Source organism: Corynebacterium sp. HMSC072G08 (assembly GCF_001809185.1).
Lineage (GTDB): Bacteria > Actinomycetota > Actinomycetes > Mycobacteriales > Mycobacteriaceae > Corynebacterium > Corynebacterium phoceense.
In genome coordinates this window covers 24,999-39,617 of record NZ_KV796461.1, presented here as the reverse complement: position 1 = coordinate 39,617, position 14,619 = coordinate 24,999, and the positions used below count along the sequence as shown (strand labels likewise).

13 protein-coding genes are annotated in these 14,619 nt (G+C 65.4%); 7 read left to right on the top strand and 6 right to left on the bottom strand.

Annotated features, from left to right (window positions below):
* The first annotated feature begins 7 nt into the window (after window positions 1-7).
* Window positions 8-742, top strand: a complete 735-nt coding sequence (locus tag HMPREF2559_RS11135; RefSeq protein ID WP_068801566.1) for a CPBP family intramembrane glutamic endopeptidase — start codon at window positions 8-10, stop codon at window positions 740-742.
* A gap of 58 nt (window positions 743-800) precedes the next feature.
* On the opposite strand, the gene HMPREF2559_RS11130 is transcribed toward HMPREF2559_RS11135, so the two are convergent.
* From HMPREF2559_RS11130 to HMPREF2559_RS11120, 3 genes are all read right to left on the bottom strand, one after another.
* Entirely contained in the window at window positions 801-1,280 is a 480-nt protein-coding gene (locus tag HMPREF2559_RS11130) for a MarR family transcriptional regulator (protein WP_066487440.1), read from the bottom strand.
* A gap of 3 nt (window positions 1,281-1,283) precedes the next feature.
* Entirely contained in the window at window positions 1,284-3,029 is a 1,746-nt protein-coding gene (locus HMPREF2559_RS11125) for an AMP-binding protein (protein ID WP_070540777.1), read from the bottom strand.
* A 146-nt stretch (window positions 3,030-3,175) separates the two neighbouring features.
* Window positions 3,176-3,754, bottom strand: a complete 579-nt coding sequence (locus HMPREF2559_RS11120) for a TetR/AcrR family transcriptional regulator (RefSeq protein WP_070540774.1) — start codon at window positions 3,752-3,754, stop codon at window positions 3,176-3,178.
* 159 nt (window positions 3,755-3,913) lie between these two features.
* Here HMPREF2559_RS11120 and HMPREF2559_RS11115 point away from each other — a divergent pair, with 159 nt between their 5' ends.
* The 3 genes from HMPREF2559_RS11115 to HMPREF2559_RS13085 all read left to right on the top strand — a co-directional run bounded on the left by HMPREF2559_RS11115 (window position 3,914) and on the right by HMPREF2559_RS13085 (window position 6,095).
* Entirely contained in the window at window positions 3,914-5,122 is a 1,209-nt protein-coding gene (locus HMPREF2559_RS11115; protein WP_066487447.1) for an acyl-CoA dehydrogenase family protein, read from the top strand.
* A gap of 9 nt (window positions 5,123-5,131) precedes the next feature.
* Window positions 5,132-5,878, top strand: coding sequence for an SDR family NAD(P)-dependent oxidoreductase (locus HMPREF2559_RS11110; protein WP_066487455.1), 747 nt, complete (start codon window positions 5,132-5,134; stop codon window positions 5,876-5,878).
* 73 nt (window positions 5,879-5,951) lie between these two features.
* Complete coding sequence (locus tag HMPREF2559_RS13085) at window positions 5,952-6,095, top strand: hypothetical protein (protein WP_156435899.1); 144 nt, start codon at window positions 5,952-5,954, stop codon at window positions 6,093-6,095.
* Here the strand turns inward: HMPREF2559_RS13085 and HMPREF2559_RS11105 are convergent.
* Window positions 6,092-7,219: an acetoin utilization protein AcuC gene (locus HMPREF2559_RS11105; protein WP_210387036.1), complete on the bottom strand. Its 1,128-nt coding sequence runs from the start codon at window positions 7,217-7,219 to the stop codon at window positions 6,092-6,094. The genes HMPREF2559_RS13085 and HMPREF2559_RS11105 overlap by 4 nt on opposite strands.
* 9 nt (window positions 7,220-7,228) lie before the next feature.
* The gene (locus HMPREF2559_RS11100) at window positions 7,229-9,847 is read right to left on the bottom strand and encodes a GNAT family N-acetyltransferase (protein WP_066487541.1); all 2,619 of its coding nucleotides are present in this window, start codon (window positions 9,845-9,847) and stop codon (window positions 7,229-7,231) included.
* A 179-nt stretch (window positions 9,848-10,026) separates the two neighbouring features.
* On the opposite strand from HMPREF2559_RS11100, the gene HMPREF2559_RS11095 reads away from it, so the two are divergent.
* Both HMPREF2559_RS11095 and mmsB read left to right on the top strand, forming a co-directional pair.
* Window positions 10,027-11,541 carry a CoA-acylating methylmalonate-semialdehyde dehydrogenase gene (locus HMPREF2559_RS11095; RefSeq protein ID WP_066512155.1) on the top strand — a complete coding sequence of 505 codons (1,515 nt, stop codon included), beginning with the start codon at window positions 10,027-10,029 and terminating at the stop codon, window positions 11,539-11,541.
* Window positions 11,542-11,557: 16 nt separating this feature from the next.
* Window positions 11,558-12,436, top strand: coding sequence for a 3-hydroxyisobutyrate dehydrogenase (mmsB, locus tag HMPREF2559_RS11090; protein WP_070540771.1), 879 nt, complete (start codon window positions 11,558-11,560; stop codon window positions 12,434-12,436).
* 31 nt (window positions 12,437-12,467) lie between these two features.
* Here the strand turns inward: mmsB and HMPREF2559_RS11085 are convergent, their stop codons facing one another.
* A complete protein-coding gene (locus tag HMPREF2559_RS11085; RefSeq protein ID WP_068801570.1) occupies window positions 12,468-13,055 on the bottom strand; it encodes a TetR/AcrR family transcriptional regulator in 588 nt (195 codons plus the stop codon).
* A 60-nt stretch (window positions 13,056-13,115) separates the two neighbouring features.
* On the opposite strand from HMPREF2559_RS11085, the gene HMPREF2559_RS11080 reads away from it, so the two are divergent.
* Window positions 13,116-14,618 (top strand): GntP family permease, encoded by a 1,503-nt coding sequence (locus tag HMPREF2559_RS11080; RefSeq protein ID WP_066487478.1) that lies wholly within the window; start codon window positions 13,116-13,118, stop codon window positions 14,616-14,618.
* Window position 14,619: the final 1 nt, after the last annotated feature.

Below are 14,619 nucleotides of genomic sequence, written 5' to 3'. Positions count from 1 at the left end.
CACCACCATGTTGAACGTCAGCGATCCGAATTTGAAACACGATGCCGGTAGCGACCTCGACCCCAGTCCTCAGCTGGTTCATGTGGTGTGGTCACTTGCAGCGTTGGTGGCGCTGTTGAGCGGGGCAGCAGTCGGAGCGCTGGGATTGGGTTTCATTGCAAAGAAAATAGGAGCTCCTGTTCCGGATTTCGCGACGGTAGGCGGCGTCCTTCTGGGAACCGTCGCTGGAGCAGCTGTGCTGTACTTCGGGCTTATGCGCTCGTGCGGTTGGGGACTGAGAGAACTCGGTTTTGTCCGCCCTGCGCATTCTTTGTGGCACCTTCTGTGGTGGACGCCGGTCACGATGTTATGCGGCGGTGTGGGAGCAATGCTCATTGGAACGGCAGCGGGATTAGCCCCACAGGACGGGAGCGCAGACCGCGATGGATTTCATCTGGGCGTTGCCGCTGGGCTGCTCATGATTCTCTGCGGCGCAGTCGTGATACCTGCGATTGAGGAAATCGTCTTTCGACGAATGCTGTTCGACGGTCTCAGAACCAAGCTATCGACGCCCCTGGCCGCGATCCTCGTGACGGTTGCCTTTGCATTGGTCCACGCGCAGCCCGCGGTCATGCTGTATATCGCATTCCTTGGTACGTCTTTGGTCCTGGCGCGATTGTGGTTCCAGAGCCTGTGGGGATCGTTCCTCGTTCATGCAGCGAATAATGCGCTGCTTAGTGCAATGATTCTTGCGTCGCTCTAAGCATTCAACGCGCTTCCACATTCGGCGTGGCTGCTGCTTGGTGCTCGGAGCGCCGAGGTTATTCGACGTCGTCGCCGGCGGCGCGGCGGAAGATCGCGGCGGCATCGACAAGCTTGGCGGCGGCGTCCTGGTCGAGGCTGACGCAGTAGTCGCTGAGGACGGGGCCGGCGGCGCTGGCGAGCGCGATGCCCTGGTCTGTGATGGTGAGCAACGTCGATCGCTTGTCCTTCTCGTCCGTCACGCGGGCGACGAGGCCTTGGCCTTCGAGACGGCGGACGGTGTGGGTGAGCGAAGCCGGCGGCATGTGGAGCCGGGCGCTGATTTTCGACATGGGCAGCGCGCCGGAGCGTGACCACATGAGGAGCGTGAGGAGCTCAAAGTGAGCAAAGCTCACGCCGAACGGCGCGAGCGCGTCCTCCGCACCCGCGCGCAGGAGGTGCGCGGCGCGGGCGGCGGAGGAAATCGCGGTGAGGCCTAAGGCGGCATCGGAAGCATAGTGCTTCTCCCATTGCCGACGGCCCTCCGCGATGCTGTCCATGATTTAGCCCTTCAGGTTCGGGAAGTCCGAATCCGCGAACTCGGTCTGTGCCTTGGTCTCGCCGCCGTCGGCGGAGTGGATTTCGGTCTCGCGCTTACGTAGATCCACGCGGCGAATCTTACCGGAGATGGTTTTGGGCAGCTCGTAGAACTCCAGGCGACGGATGCGCTTGTAGGGGGCGAGGCCGTCGCGGCAGTGCTTGAGGATGGCCTCGGCGGTCTCGGCCGTGGGCTCGTAGCCCGGGGCGAGTGCGACGTAAGCCTTGGGGACCGCGAGACGGATAGGATCCGGGGAGGGCACGACGGCGACCTCAGCCACGGCGGCGTGCTCGATGACAACGGACTCGAGCTCGAACGGGGAGAGGCGGTAGTCCGAGGCCTTGAAGACGTCGTCGGCACGGCCGATGTAGAAGATGTAGCCGTCCTCATCGCGCTCGGCCGTGTCACCGGTGTGGTAGTAACCGTCGCGGAAGACTTCCTCGTTCTTCTCCGGGAAGTTGAAGTAGCCCGGCGTCAGCCCAACAGGGCGCGGGTCGAGCTTGAGACAGATCTCGCCGGTGTCGCCACTCTCGTCCGTGGCAGGGTCGATGAGGACGACCTCGAAGCCCGGTAGCGGACGACCCATGGAACCGGCCTTGACCTTCTGGCCCGGGGTGTTGGCGATCTGGAGGGTGGTTTCCGTCTGGCCGAAGCCGTCGCGCACGGAGGTCTTCCAGGCATTCTCGATGGCGTTGATGAGCTCCGGGTTGAGCGGCTCACCGGCGGCGACGAGCTTCTTTGGCGGGGTCTTCATGCGGTTCAGATCGGCGAGGACGAGCATGCGCCACACGGTCGGCGGGGCGCAGAAGCTGGTTACGCCTTCTTCTTCCATCTTGTCCATGAGGGCTGCGGCGTCAAAGCGCGTGTAGTTGTAGAGGAAGACCGTCGCGCCCGCGATCCACGGCGCAAAGAAATTGGACCATGCGTGCTTGGCCCAGCCGGGTGCCGCGACGTTGAGGTGTACGTCGCCCGGCTCGAGGCCGATCCAATACATGGTGGTGAGGTGGCCGACGGGGTACGAGGTGTGGGTGTGCTCCACGAGCTTGGCCTTGGACGTCGTGCCAGACGTGAAGTAGAGCAGGAGCGTCTCGTCCGCCGGGGTCTCCTGGGTGGGCGTGTAGGTCTCGGAAGCGGAGTAGCTATCGGAATAGCGCAGCGTCGGGTGGCTGGACTGTGCGTCCGGGGCGTCGCCGACCTGGATCATGGTGAACTCACCCGTGACGTCCTGGAACTTGGCGGCGTCCTCGCCGTTGGCGATGACCCATGAGATATCGGCGCGATCGGTACGGTCCTGGAGGTCAACCGTACCGAGCATCGCCGTGGCGGGGTTGAGGACGAAGCCGGCCTTGATGCAGGCAAGCATGGATTCCCACAGCTCGACCTGGTTGTTGAGCATGAGCATGACGCGGTCACCGCGCTTGACGCCCTGCTCCGTGAGCCAATTAGCGAGCTGGCTCGAGCGGGCGGAAAGCTCGGCGAAGGTGCGGCGGGTGGACGTACCGTCCTGCTCGCAGATGACGAGGGCCTCGCGGTCCTTCGACTCGGCCTCGGTGCCCAGGTGATCAAACCAATCGAGGGCGAAGTTGAAGTGCTCGAAGCGCGGCCATTCGAAGTTCGCGCGAGCGGCTTCGTAATCGGTCTGTACGGAAACAAGCTGGTCGCGGGCGGCGCGGAACTGCTCGGTAACGCTGGGGCTGGAAACAGTAGTCATGATGCTCCTCGAGAAGTGTCGGGGGTCCTAGTGGAAAATAATTGTGACCTGCGTCCCAACTCACCATAGTTCGAATTCGAAGTAATGGCTAGGCAATTGTCAAAGTATTTTTTGTTTCCGCAGTACAGCTAATAAAAATAGTCGCGCTAACGCTCGAGAATCCCGTGGAGGACGAGTTGTCCCAACGCGTGATAGGCCGCGGCGGGAGCGAGTGCTTCCGTGTAGGCGCCCTGCTGGATATCGGCCATGGTGCGCTGGATGACCAGCGAGGTAAACGTCACGGATTCAGCGCGGAATTCGCCTGCTGCGACGCCGCGCTCGAGGAGCGTGCGGATGGTCTGCGTCGCGCCGGAGGTGTTGAGTGCGTAGACCTCCTGGGCGACGGGTTCGGTGGCAAGATCGCGCATGAAGGCAGTGCTCGCGGGGGCGAGTGCGCTGGTCATTGCCGTGAAATAGTCCTCCAACGCGCGGGCGGCGCTCGTCATGCGGTTCGCCTCGGGGTCTGTGCGGCGGGTGATTTCTTTGAAGAAGCTCACGAGCACGCGGCGGATGATGGCGTCGCGGGTTTTGCCCAGGGCGTAGATAGTGGACTTGGAGCAGTGGTAGCGCTTGGTGGCGTCGTCGATGGTGAAGGACTCGAAACCCTCGGCCAGGAAGTCTGTGAGGAGCGCGGTAAAAAGCTCGCGTTGGCGCGCGGTGAGCGGGCGTGTGGCGTTCTCGGGCATGGGCTAGGTCCTGTCTGTGTTTCGCGGTTTACCTGCGTTAACTCTAGGTTGGGGAACGCGTGGGGGAAAATTTCCACCCAGAAGACGTGACGTGGGCCACGCCGTACTGTACGATTTTAAACATAATCGTACTATCCCTTCGGACCTAGGGAGCACTTCATGCCACCGATTCTTGATTCTTCCCACCCACTCGGCGCGCACCTCGCCGGCATCAAGTACCCGCACGCGGACATCCTGGGCGTCGCGGATCGACTGCCCGAAGACGAGCAGGCCAAGCTCGCCACCATCCACGAGTTCCTTCAGACCGAGATTCGCCCCGTGGTGGGCGAGTTCTGGGACCGAGAAGAGCTGCCTTTCGACCTGCTGCCCAAGATGGCCGCGCACGGCCTCGGCGAGATCGAGCTCTCGGGCACCTCGCGTCTCTACCGCGGTCTCGTCTACGCCGAGGTAACGCGCGCGGACGTGTCGCTCTCGGCGCTCGTGGGCATTCACAACGAGCTCGTGGTCGGGCTCATCGATAAGCTGGGCTCGGACGCACAGAAGAAGGAATGGCTGCCGGGTCTGCGCCAGTTTGAGAAAGTGGGCTGCTTCGCGCTTACGGAGCCGGACCACGGCTCCGATATCGCCGGCGGTCTGGCCACCACCGCAGAAAAGACCGCGGAGGGCTGGGTCATCAACGGCGCCAAGCGCTGGATCGGCGCGGGTACATTCGCGGACTTCTCCATCTGCTTCGCCCGCGACATCGCGGACAACGACATCAAGGCGTTCATCGTCGAGCACAACCGCGAGGGCGTGACGACGCAGAAGATTGCCCGCAAGATGGGCCTGCGCATCATGCAAAACGCGGACATCAACTACGACAATGTCGTTATCCCGCACGAGAACCTCATCCCGGGCGCGGAGACTTTTGCCAACGTCAACGACTTCCTGTGCTACTCCCGCGCCTGGGTGGGCTGGCAGGGTGCCGGTATCCAGCTGGGCATCTTCGACAAGGCCCGCGAGTACGCCGTCAAGCGCGAGCAGTTCGGCCGCCCCATCGCGAAGTTCCAGCTTGTCCAGGAGCAGCTCGCGCGCATTCTCGGCAATGCAACGGCCTCGCTCGCCATGATGGCGCAGGTCGCCGAGGTCCAGGAAAAGGGCCTACTCGAGATGCCTTTCGCGGCACTTGCCAAGGCCACGACCACGCGCCTGGCGCGCGAATCCGCCGCGGCCGGTCGCAATATCGGCGGCGGCAACGGCATCCTCACCGAGTATGACCTGTCCAAGCTCATGTCGGACGCGGAGATCCTCTTTACCTACGAGGGCACCTACGATATCAACTCGCTCATCGTCGGCCGCGCCGTCACCGGTGTGTCGGCATTCGTCTAAGGAGAAACTATGCAGCTCGAGAACATTTCTGCCATCGTCACCGGCGGTGCGTCCGGCCTCGGCGCCGCGACGGCTCAGGCGTTTATTCAGCGCGGCGTGCGCGTCACGGCCTTTGATCTTCGTGCCCCGGAGTATGACGGCGTGGAGTTCGCCGAGGTCGACGTCACCGACGCTGCCGCCGTCCGCGAGGCCGTTCAGGCCGCCCAGCATGCCGATGCCCCCTTGCGTCTCGCCATCAACTGCGCCGGCATCTGCCCCTCGGCGCGCATCTTCGGTCGCAAGGGGCCGCACGACCCAGACCTCTTTGCGAAGACTATCAATATCAACTTGATGGGTACGTTCCACGTCATGACTGCGGCGGCCGAGGCCATGGCCGCGACTGAGCCAGTCGACGAGGACGGCCAGCGCGGCGTCATCATTAATACCGCCTCCGTCGCCGCGTTTGAGGGGCAGGTGGGGCAGGCCGCGTACGCTGCGTCCAAGGGTGCGGTCCATGCGCTCTCGATTACGGCTGCGCGCGACCTCGCGTCGCAGGGCATCCGCGTCAACGCGATTGCACCCGGCGTCGTGGCGACACCGATGATGGAGCAGATTACGCCCGAGTTCAAGCAGCAGCTCGAGGCCACCGTGCAGTTCCCCTCGCGACTGGCCAAGCCCGAGGAGTTCGCCCAGCTGGCCATCTCCATGGCGGAGAATAACTATCTCAACGGCGAGACCATCCGTTTGGACGGCGCGCTGCGCATGCCGCCGCGCTAGAGCGTCACGCAGGGAAACCCGGGGCAGGTGCTCCGGGTTTCTCTGCGTTTTCGCGCTCGCGCTCTTTCAGACCATGACTTCTCTTCGCCTGCAGTATTACGCAGAATCCATCCTGGGTTTCGAGGTCGCAGACCAGAATGCGCGTTCGCGTGCTGCGGCGGAAAGCTCGGTGCGCTACAGCATCCTCGCCGCAGAATGGCGGGGTACGACGGCCTAGCCGTAGGCGGGAAGCCCCCAGTAGGGGAAGACCGCGCGGGAGGTCTGCACGACGGCGGGCTCAGGGCGCGTGGCGAGGACCTGGCACGGGTCGAACTTTGTAAAGTCCGGGCGTGCGCTCCCGAAGTCGCCCAGAGTCGCCGAGCCGTGCCAGCCATGAGGCATGGGCGCGGCCGGGTCGAGGTCCACGCCAGCGACGGCGGCGGTGACGTGCGTCCAGGCGCGGGCGACGGAGTCGAGGTTGTATCCGCCGCCGCCGAGAGCGACCCACTTTCCGTTGGCGTACTGGTCAGCCCACGTCGCGACGGAGCGGTAGGCATGCGCCATGGCGTCGATGCTCACCTCGAGGTCGGCGAGCGGGTCGGCCGCGTGGGGATCGGCGCCATGCTGAGAGATGAGCAGCTGCGGGCGGAAGCGGCTGAGGAGTGCGGGGATAAGGGCGTGGACGGCGTGGAGCCAGGCGGCATCGGAAGGCGAGCGGGGTAAGGCGATATTGACGGCGGTGCCCTCGGCGCCGGGCCCGCCGATGTCGTGCGCGAAGCCGGTGTGGGGGAAGAGGTAGAGGCCGGACTCGTGGACGGAGATAGTGAGCACGCGGGGATCGTCCCAGAAGATGCGCTCGACGCCGTCGCCGTGGTGGGCGTCGAGGTCGAGGTAGGCGACGCGGGTGGCGCCCTGGTCGAGGAGCCACTGGATGGCGACGGCGGCGTCGTTGTACATGCAAAAGCCGGACATGGAATCCGCGAACGCGTGGTGAAGGCCGCCGGCGAGGTTGAGCGCGCGCGGGGCGCGGCCCTCCCACACGGCCTGGGTAGCCTGGAGCGAGGCGCCGGCGATCTTCGCGGCGACGGTGGACAGACCGTGGCTGATGGGATTGTCCTCCGTGCCGAGGCCAAAGCGGCGGGCAGGGACTTCGAGGCGCGTGGCGGTGATGTAGTCCGGGGAGTGGACGGCGGTGAGCTCGGCGGTCGTGGCGGCGGCGGGCTCGACGACCTCGAATTCCTCGGTGAGGTGGAAGTAGTCCGCGAGCTCGTGGGCCAGCCGCACGCGGTCCGGGCCCATGGGATGGTCAGGGCCGAGGGAGTAGCGGCGCATTTCCTCGGCGTTGAAGAGCAATGGCTTCACGGCGGTCTCCTAGCGCAGCGCCCGGGCGAGCGGGTCGCGTTGTTCGTCGAGGGGAGCCACGCGCAGGCGCGCGCCGACGACGGCTGTGCTGTCGAGGCCCGCGATGACGGGCGTGAGCTCGCAGTCGACAACTTGGACGAGCTCGTCTTTGAGAGCGGTCAGGCGCATGAGGACGTCTTCGACGCCATGGAGCTGCGGGGCCTTCGCGCCCTGGTAGCCGGCAAGGAGCGGGGCGGCGCGCAGCTCGCTGAGCATGGTGAGCGCGTCGGTGCGGCGCAGGGGCGGGACGCGCCACGACACGTCGCCAAGGAGATCTGTAGGCAGGCCCGCGATGCCGGCGGAGACCATGGGGCCGAGGACGGGATCCTCGATGGCGCGCAGGGTGAGCGAGGCGCCGGCGGGCACGGTGCGTTGGATGGCGGGGGCGAGGACGCCGGGATCCTCGCCGAGGTGGAGGTCGCGGGTGAGTTGGGTAAGCGTGTCCCAGGCGCGGGTGAGGGCCTCAGGGGTGCGGATGTGGCGCAGGACGGTGGGCAGCTCGGAGCGGCCGCGCACGATGGGGGAGGTGCACTTGAGAACGACGTCCCAGCCGTGGGATTCCGCGGCATGGAGGGCCTCGCCCAAGGTGGGCGCCGGCGTCCACGGCACGATGTCGATGCCGAAGGCGTCGAGGATAGCCATGCATTCCTCGTCCGTGGCCCAGCGGCCAGTGGGGGAGTCGCGGAGGATGTCGGCGATGATCGCGCGGGCGCTGTGGGCGTCACCGGGTTCTGCCAGTTGATCCTCGGGCGTGGGGCGGGCGAGCGTGCGGCGCTTTTCGTTGTGGAGGATGGTGGCGAGAGCCTCGAGCGCGTCCGCGTACGTGGCGAAGACGGGCAGCTGGCCTTGGGTTTCCTCGCCGGTGTGGTCCTCGGACGGGAGGTCGAAGCCCACGAAGGAGGCGATGAGCGGGGTGGCGTGCTCGAGGGCGGGCCCGGCAGCGAGCTCGGTGAGCTGCGCGCGGGCATCCTTGGTGATGAACTCGCCGATTTCCACGACGGCGGTGAGCACCGCATCGACAGCGGGGTCCGCGAGAGCCTGTGCCACGGCGTCGCGGATGCTGGCGACGGGCTCGCCCATGACGGTGGTGCCGCGGACGCGCAGGCCGAAGCGACCGGCGGCGCCTTCCATCTGGCGAGTGAGCCCCGCCGAATTGGAGATGACCGCGACGCGTGGGCCTTGGGGGACGGGCTGGCGGGCAAGCAGCTGCGCGATGTCGTACATGGCGTCGCGCCGGGTGACGACCATGGCGCCGGTCTGCTCGATGACCTCGTCGAGGGCCGCGATGGGCGCGGCGGGCTGGGTGACGGCGACGTCGTCTGGGGCTGCGGCATAGCGCGCCGAGTGGAGCGCACGCGACGGCAGGAAGACCACGACGTGCTTCTCTAGGGCGAGGCGACGCAGCACGCGGAAGAATTTGCGGGGGTTACCCACCGTGTCGAGGGAGAGCAGACAGACCTGCGTGCGCTCGTCGTCGCTCCAGAACTGAATGACGTCGTTGCCCGTGACATCCGCGAAGGAGCCGGCCGCGATGAAGGTGGATAGGCCGACTCCGCGGGCGAGCGCGTGGGAAAGCGTGAGCGTCGCGACGCCCGCGGACTGGGTAAAAAGACCGGTGCGGCCCGCCCGCGGCATCGGCGCGGGTGTCGTGTTGAGCCGCACGTCTGGATCCGTGTTGATAATGCCCAACGAGGCCGGGCCCAGGGCGCGCAGCCCATGGTCGCGGGCGGCGAGAACGACGGCGCGGGAGGCCTCTCCCGCGAGGCCTGGGTTTTGGCTGCGGGAGACGAGCACGACGCCGGCCGCATGGACCGCGGAGGCCGCGTCCATGAGCGGGCCCGGGTCGGTGCCGGTCGGGGCGACAACGAGGCCGCCGGGGATGGCGGCGTCGGGGGAGGGGGCATCGGAAAGCTGGGCGAGGGAGCTGGTGGGGCCGTGGAAGGTGGCGGGGGCGTCGCCGACGGTAGCTACGTGGGTGGGATTGAGGAGACGGCGGATGGAGCTGGACTCGGCGCGCAGCTCGCGGCGCTCCATGACCTCGCGGGAGGTGGCGTTGGGCTCAATCCGGAAGTCCACGCTGATGTAGCCGTCCGCGAGCTCCGGCTTGGCGGAGTAGCCCGCGCGGATGAAGACCTGCGCCATCTGGCGGTTTTGGGTGAGCATCTCCGCGAAGAAGCGCTCGACGCCGCCTTCGCGGCCGATTTCGGCGAGGTGCTCGAGCAGGATATTGCCCACGCCCTTGCCGTGGTGGGAGTCCTGAACGAGGAAGGACACGTCGCCCACGCGGGCGGGCAGGAGCGACTCGACAATCCCGTACCCAGCCACGGCCACGATGTCCCCGCGCTCCTCGACGACGAGGGTGACCTTGTTATAGCCGCGCGTGTCGAGCCAGCGGTCCAGGTCCTCGTTGGTGAGCTCGGGGTGGGTGCCGAAAAAGCGCAGATACTTGGAGTGATCGGAGACGCGACCAAAGAACTCCACGAGGCCCGCGCGGTCCGTATCCCGGACGGCGCGCAGCGTGGCGATGGTGCCGTCGTTCAGGATGACATCCGCGTCCCAGGCTGTATACCTGCTGTTTTCGGGCTTCATGCCGTCCCACTTTAGCCAGTGAATGGCGTTCACCCCAGGGGTTTGGGCGAAATCCCATGACACTGGGGTCACTCCAGGGGTAAACAGTGGTTCAGCTCTCGCAAAAGATAGTTTTGTGACGTGTGTCTCGTTAGGGTGAAAGGCAACGAAACCCCAATCTGGATGCAAAGGAGTCCGCTATGTACACCATTCACCACTACGTCAACGGTGAGGCCTGGGAGGGCACGACCGGCAACACGCAGCCGGTCCTCAACCCGTCTACCGGCCAGGAGCAGGCCGCAGTGGCGCTGGCGAACACGGCGGACGTCGACCACGTTGTCGCGGAGGCCGAGAAGGCCCAGCCGACGTGGGCGGCGATGAACCCGCAAAAGCGCGTCCGCGTCATCATGGAGTGGATTCGCCTCATCCACGCCAACATGGATGAGTTGGCCCGCACGCTCTCTCTGCAGCACGGTAAGACCTTCGAGGATGCCAAGGGCGACGTCCTGCGCGGTGTCGATGTCCTCGAGTTTGCGCTCGGCGCGCCGCACCAGCTCAAGGGCGAGTACTCCACCGAGGTCGGCACCGGCATTGACACCTACTCCCTGCGTCAGCCGCTCGGCGTCGTCGCGGGTATTACGCCGTTTAACTTCCCAGCCATGATCCCGCTGTGGAAGGCTGGCCCGGCGCTCGCCTCCGGCAACGCGTTTGTCCTCAAGCCCTCCGAGCGCGACCCGGAGGTTCCGGTCCGCCTCGCCGAGCTCTTCATCGAGGCCGGCGGTCCGGCAGGCGTCTTCAACGTCGTCCACGGCGGCAAGGAAGCCGTCGACGCGCTGCTCGACAACCCGACCATCAAGGCCGTCGGCTTCGTGGGCTCCACCCCGATTGCGAACTACATTTACGAGCGTTGCGCGGCCAACGGCAAGCGCGCCCAGTGCTTCGGCGGCGCGAAGAACCACGCCATCGTCCTGCCGGACGCGGACATCGAGGCCACCGCGGATGCCTTGGCTGGTGCCGCCTTCGGCGCGGCCGGCGAGCGCTGCATGGCGCTGTCTGTCGTCGTTCCCGTGGGCAAGGAGACCGCCGATAAGCTCCGCGAGGCGCTCATCCGCAAGATCCCGGACCTCAAGGTCGGACACTGCCTTGACCCGGAGGCGGACTACGGCCCGCTCGTCACCGCGGATGCCCGCGACCGCGTCAATCGCCTCATCGGCGAGGGCGTCGAGGCTGGCGCTGACCTCGTCGTCGACGGCCGCGACATCGACATGTCTGGCAAGGAATTCGAGGGTGAGTCCCTCGCGGGTGGCTTCTACTGCGGGCCCTCCTTCTTCGACAACGTCACCGCAGACATGTCCATCTACACCGAGGAAATCTTTGGCCCGGTCCTCTCCATGGTCCGCGCGGAGACCCTCGAGGAAGCCATCTCCTACCCGAACGACCACATGTACGGCAACGGCGTCGCCATCTTCACCCAGAACGGCGGCGCGGCGCGCGACTTCGTGAAGAACATCAACGTCGGCATGGTGGGCGTCAATGTCCCCATCCCGGTCCCCATCGCTTACCACACCTTCGGCGGCTGGAAGGCCTCCGGCTTCGGCGATCTCAACCAGCACGGCCCGGACGCCTTCCGCTTCTACACCAAGACCAAGACCGTCACCTCGCGCTGGCCGGATGACCAGAACGCTGGCCCGCAGTTCACCATGCCGGTCATGTAAGAAAGGACTGATTTCAATGAGCACCATCGCATTCATCGGCCTAGGCAACATGGGCGGCGGCATGGCCGCCAACCTGGTCAAGGCAGGTCACACGGTCCGCGGCTTCGACGTCGTGGAAGAGGCCTGCGAGCGCGCCGCGGACAACGGCGTGGAGATCATCGCTTCGGCTGAGGAGGCCGCCCAGGGCGCTGACATCGTCATCACCAGCCTGCCTAACGGCGGCCTGGTCAAGCAGGTCCTCGAGCCCATCATCGCGGCCGAGGATACCGCCCCGATCTTCGTCGATGTCTCCACCATCGCCGTTTCCGAAGCCCGCGAGCTTGCCGATGCCGTCTCCGCCGTCGGCTCTCGCTTCCTCGACGCCCCAGTCTCCGGCGGCATGGCGGGCGCCGCCAACGGCACCTTGGCCTTTATGGTCGGCGGCGAGAAGGAGGACTTCGACAAGGTCAAGCCGGTACTTGAGGCCATGGGCAAGTCCGTGACGCACTGCGGCCAGACCGGCAACGGTCAGGCTGTCAAGGCCTGCAACAACATGATTCTGGCCATCCAGCAGATTGCCCTGTCCGAAGCCCTTGTCCTGGGCGAGCGCCTCGGCCTCGACCACCAGGCCTTCTACGACGTGGTCTCCAACGCGACGGGTAACTCCTGGTCGCTCACCGTCAACGCGCCGGTGCCGGACATCGTGCCGGGCTCGCCGGGCGACAACGACTTCAAGCCGGGCTTCGCCGCAGCGCTCATGCTCAAGGATCTGAAGCTCGCCATGGCCGCGGCGGAGGAGACGAAGACCGGTACCGTCCTGGGCAAGATTGCCACCCAGCAGTACACCAAGCTCGTGGACGAGGGTCACGGCGGCCTCGACTTCGGCGCGATTATCAACGACGTGCGCGCGACGTAGTTCATGCTAGCCGGGGCGCGCAGCGTTCTGGCTAGTGCCCGTCCAGCATCTCCTGGAGGACGGGCGCGTAGTACTCGATGAGCGTGTCCGTCTGGAAGGCCTCGAATTCCGTATCCCCGAAGCGGCGCATGAAGCTCAAACCCATGAGCAGCGCCACCGCCGATTGCGCCCGCAACTCCGGCGAAGGACTCGGGTGCGGGGCCTCGTCCCGGATGCGCTGGGCGAGTACTTGCAGCAGGTCTGACTTGATGCGCTTGCCAATCGCGTTGAGGCTCTCCGGGGCACCCGCGGCCACGGAGATGGTCCGCGCCATCGAGTAGGGCGCATTGTGTGGGGCCGTGAGCGTTTCGATGACCGCGGTCCGCCCGAGCTCCCCAAACGGTCCGGCAAACAGCGCGGCCGAAGAAGCCGTGAAATCCACGGTGGCCTCGAAGAGGCTGTCCTTGTTACCAAAGTGCTTGACCACGAGCGCCACGGACACGCCCGCAGCCTCCGCGATGTCTTTGAGTGAGACCTGCGCGAACGTGTGCTCACTAAAGAGCACGCGCGAGCATTCCAAAATCCGCTCCCGCGCGCTCGGTTTTACCTCGTTCGGCTCCTGTGCCGGGCCTGTATCCATGTCGCTTATCGTAGCGCCCGCCCCGCGGGCGCACGATGCTTTTCTAGGAAGGTTCTTTCGATGGTCATCTCGCTCATAGGCGTGGTCCTCTCGCTCATATTCCTTGTCGTCTTCGCTTATCGTGGCCACTCCGTGGTCGTCGTCGGCCCCGCCGCCGCGCTCATTGCGGTGCTCTTTGCCCGCGAACCGGTCATGGGCACGTACACCCAGATCTTCATGCCGGCGCTCGCTGGGTTCATTGGGAAGTATTTCCCGCTCTTCCTCTTCGGCGCGATCTTTGGCTACCTCATGACCTCGACAGGCCTGGCGCGCTACCTCGCCCGCGGTATCACCGCGCTCTTCGGGCCGAAACGTGCGATGCTCTCCACTGTTATCGCCACCGCACTGCTTACCTACGGCGGCGTCTCCGCGTGGGTCGTGGCCTTTACCATCGTGCCGATTGCGACCGCGCTTTTTAAAGAAACCGGCATCCCCAAGCGGCTTATGCCCGGCGCCATCGCGCTGGGCACCATCACCTTCGCGCTCGCCGCGTTGCCGGGCTCCCCACAGATTCACAACGCCATTCCGACGAGCTACTTTGGCACGAATACGTACGCCGCGCCGGTGTTTGGCATCCTCTCGGCCCTCCTCATGCTGGTGGCCGGTATGGCCTGGCTCGAGTTCCGCATTAAGCAACTCCAGCGCGGCGGCGAGCGCTTCGAGCCCATCGACGCAAAGGGCAACGTCATCCCGACGCCCGAGGGCATCGGCGATACTGGCGACGAAGCCTCCGTCGACATCGGCGGCGAGTCCTTCGACACCAACTCCGGTGGTCACCTCACCACCCACGCGCCGCTGGGCATCAAGGAACCGTCCGTCAAGGTCCAAGGCATGCTGGGCCTGTTGCCCATTCTCGTGGTCATCGTGGTGAACTTCGCGATTGTCTACTTCTTCTCCAAGTCCTGGACCGCCGACTACCTCGCCGCAGAAAAATACGGCGAGACCTCTCTCAAGGCGCTGCTCGGTATCTGGTCGCCGACCATCGCCCTGGCGCTCGCCGTCGTGGTCATCATCGCGATGTTCCCCTCGCGCGTGAGCACCTCGCTCAAAGAACTTTCCGAAGGCGCGAAGAACGCCATCCTCCCGTGTTTTACTACCGCGTCTGAGGTCGGCTACGGTGCCGTCATCGCGGCGCTGGCCGTCTTCGCCGTTATCAAGAACAACATGCTCGGCATCGCGGATAACGCGCTCGTGGTCTCCACCGTGTCCACCGCGGTCATCTCCGGCATCACCGGCTCGTCCTCCGGAGGCTTGTCCATCACCATGGAAACCCTCGGCGAACAGCTCGCGCAGCTGGCCACGGAGCAAGGCATTAGCTTGGAGCTTATGCACCGCGTGACCGCCATGGCCTCCGTGAGCTTCGACTCGCTGCCGCACAACGGTGCGGTGCTCACCATGCTCATGGTCTGCGGCATGACTCACCGCCTGTCCTACAAGGACGTGGCCGTCGTGACCATCATCATCCCGCTCGCGACGTTGGCCATCATGCTGGGACTCAACGCCGTGATTCCTGGCTTGTCCTAAA